3 protein-coding genes are annotated in these 2,905 nt (G+C 74.6%); all 3 read left to right on the forward strand.

All coding sequences use genetic code 11. The features are described 5' to 3' along the window. On the forward strand, window positions 1-1,707 hold a 1,707-nt coding region (locus D1825_RS00420), incomplete at its 5' end, for a serine/threonine-protein kinase (protein ID WP_118765580.1). A gap of 34 nt (window positions 1,708-1,741) precedes the next feature. After that, window positions 1,742-2,236 (forward strand): hypothetical protein, encoded by a 495-nt coding sequence (locus D1825_RS00425; protein WP_138067018.1) that lies wholly within the window; start codon window positions 1,742-1,744, stop codon window positions 2,234-2,236. 39 nt (window positions 2,237-2,275) lie between these two features. Further along, on the forward strand, window positions 2,276-2,905 hold a 630-nt coding region (locus tag D1825_RS00430; RefSeq protein ID WP_118765582.1), incomplete at its 3' end, for a DsbA family protein.

The following is a 2,905-nucleotide window of genomic DNA, read 5'->3' on the forward strand; positions in this document are numbered from 1 at the left end:
GCTCCGCTGGGCTCGGGCGGCATGGGGACCGTGTACCGGGCGGTCGACGGGGGCGGCAGCTCGGTCGCGCTCAAGCTGTTGCACCCCCACATCGGGGCCGACGCGGCCGGGCGCGAGCGCCTGCGCCGCGAGGTCGCCGCGCTGCAGCGGCTGCGCCACCCGGCCGTCGCCGCGGTGCTCGACGCGGAGGCCGACTCCACCGAGGCGTTCATCGTCACCGAGCTCGTCGACGGCGAGAACCTTGCCGACCACGTGCGCGAGCGCGGCCCGCTGGATGCCGACGACCTGCTCGCGCTCGCGGCCGGGCTGCTCGACGCGCTGCACGCCGTGCACGGCGCGGGCGTGGTGCACCGCGACCTCAAGCCCTCCAACGTGCTGGTCACGGACGACGGGCCTGTCCTCATCGACTTCGGCATCGCGCAGGCCGCCGACGACAGCGCGCCCCTGACCTCGACGGGCCTCGTCGTCGGCACGCCGGGCTACCTCGCACCCGAGCTGCTCGACGGCGACGAGCCGACTCCCGGGAGCGACCTGTGGGGCTGGGCAGCCGTCCTCGTGTTCGCCGCGACCGGTCGGGCGCCGTTCGGGACGCGGCCCGTCGAGGCGGTCCTCGCCCGCGCGCGGTCCGGCGAGGTGGACGTCGACGGCCTCGGCGCGCTGACCGCCGCGGCCCTCGTCGGCGCGCTCGACCCGGACGTCGACGCGCGCACCTCGCCGGACGACGTGGTCCTCGCGCTGACCACCGTCGCGGCCGAGGGCGACCTGCCGCCCGACGAGGACGGGACCGTGGTGCTCGACGCGGGCATGGCGTCGGCCGTGCCGATGGCGGGGGCGACGACGGTGATCGCGCCGCCCGCGGCGCTGGAGGTCGACTCGACGCGTGCGCTCGCGCCCGCGGCCCAGGACGGGAACACGGTCGCGATGCCGGCGAGCCTGGTCAAGGCCGTGCCGGAGGACGAGCCCGACGACGCCTTCGAGGACGACGAGCCCGACGGTGAGCCCGACGGTGAGCCCGACGGTGAGCCTGATGGTGTGGACTGGATCGAGGACGACCTCGACGCGTCCGAGGGCGAGGGCCCCGAGGGGTCCGGCTACGAGCGCCCGCCCGCGCGTCGACGGTGGGGGTCGTTGCTCGCTCTCGCGCTGGTCGTCGGCACGACGGCCGCGCTGTTCCCGCTGGTCACCCTCATCGTCGTCGGCGTCCTGCTGCTCGTCGAGCGGGCGATCGGGTCGACCGTCGAGTCGATGCACACGCGGCGCGAGCGGTCCGGCGTCCGGCGGGGGGACTCGGCGCGGGCCGTGGCGACCGGTCCGTGGCACCTGCTGCGGGCGGCGGTGGGGCTGGTCCCGGCCCTCATGGTCAGCGCGAGCGTCGTCGTCATCGTCGTCGGGGTGATCTGGTGGCTGTTCTCCGAGGGCACGTGGGTGCTCGGCGACCTGACCACGGGTGACGAGCTGCAGGGCACCGAGGCGTCGATCCTGGTGGGCTCGGTGGCGCTGCTCGGCGTGCTCATCGTCTGGTTCGGGCCGCTGTCCGGGATGACGCGCATCGGCGCGCGGCGCGTGCTCGCGGTCGTCGCGCCGGGACGGCTGGGCGCGGCGATCCTCGTCGCGCTGTGCCTCGTCGTGGCCGTGGTGCTCGTCGCCCTGGTGATGAACGACGTGGAGATCGTGTGGTGGCCGCTGACTCCGCCCACGTACCCGTGACCCGCCGCACACCTTCGCCCTCTACCCTGTGCCCATGACCGCGCGACGTCGCCCCGTGGCTGCTGCCGCGCGCCCGGCGATCGCCGTGGCGCTCGGCTCGCTCGCGCTGCTGTTCGGCACGCTCGCCACCGCGTCCTCCCGGCTCCTGCTCCAGGGGTGCGTCGACGCTCACGGCGCGGCCGGCGTCCTGGGCATGCGGCTCGCGGTCCTGCGCCGCGCGACCGACTGCCCCGACGGCACGCTCGGGGCGGGCCCCACGTCGACGAGTGCCGTCCTGCTGCTGAGCATCGCGCTGCCGATGCTGCTCGCCTACGCGGCGCTCGGGATCGGCGGCTTCGGCGCCCTGACCGTCGTCGCCCGAGTCGGCGCCGTCCTGCGGCAGCTGGTCCGGCGGGCCGTCGCGCGGGCGCCGCGCGTGCACGTCGTCGTCGCGCGGGCGCTGAACTTCCCCGGTCATCTCGTGGCCCGGCCCGTGGGTCGGGTGCTCGTCGCGGGCATCGCCCGGCGCGGGCCTCCCGTGGCGGCCTGACCCCCGCCACCCTTCGCCCCACCCGACCCAGGAGCACCCATGCCCACGAACGACCCCAAGCTCACCAAGAACCAGCGTCGCGACGACGCGCGCGAGAAGGCACGCCTCCTGCGCATCGAGCAGGAGCGCAAGGCCAAGCGCACCCGCATCGCCGTGATCGCGTTCGGCGCCGTGATCGTCGTCGCCCTCGCGGGAGTCGTCGGCTTCATCGTCAAGACGAACAACGACAAGGCCGAGCAGTACAGCAGCGTCGCGTACGGCGGCGGCGGCGACGACGTCGTGCCGCCCAAGGTGGCCGACGTGGCCGCGCCCTCGACCGCGACCGGCTCGCACATCCCCGTGAGCAAGGCCGGCACGGGTGTCGCGGGCGACGGCGACACCACCGTGAGCCTCTACTTCGACACGCAGTGCCCGGTCTGCGCGCAGTTCGACTCGATCAACGGCGCCGACCTCGACGCGCTCGCCAAGGAGGACGGCATCACGGTGAAGTACTTCCCCGTGTCCTTCCTGGACCGGCTCTCGAGCGGCACGTTCTACTCCTCGCGCGCCGCCAACGCGGCGTCGATCGTCGCGGACAAGGACCCGGAGCACTTCACGCCGTTCCTCACCGCGCTCTACACGGACCAGCCCGCCGAGAACAGCGACGGCCTGCCCGACGAGAAGATCGCC

The sequence above is a fragment of the Cellulomonas rhizosphaerae genome (genome assembly GCF_003470205.1).
Taxonomy (GTDB): Bacteria; Actinomycetota; Actinomycetes; order Actinomycetales; family Cellulomonadaceae; genus Cellulomonas; species Cellulomonas rhizosphaerae.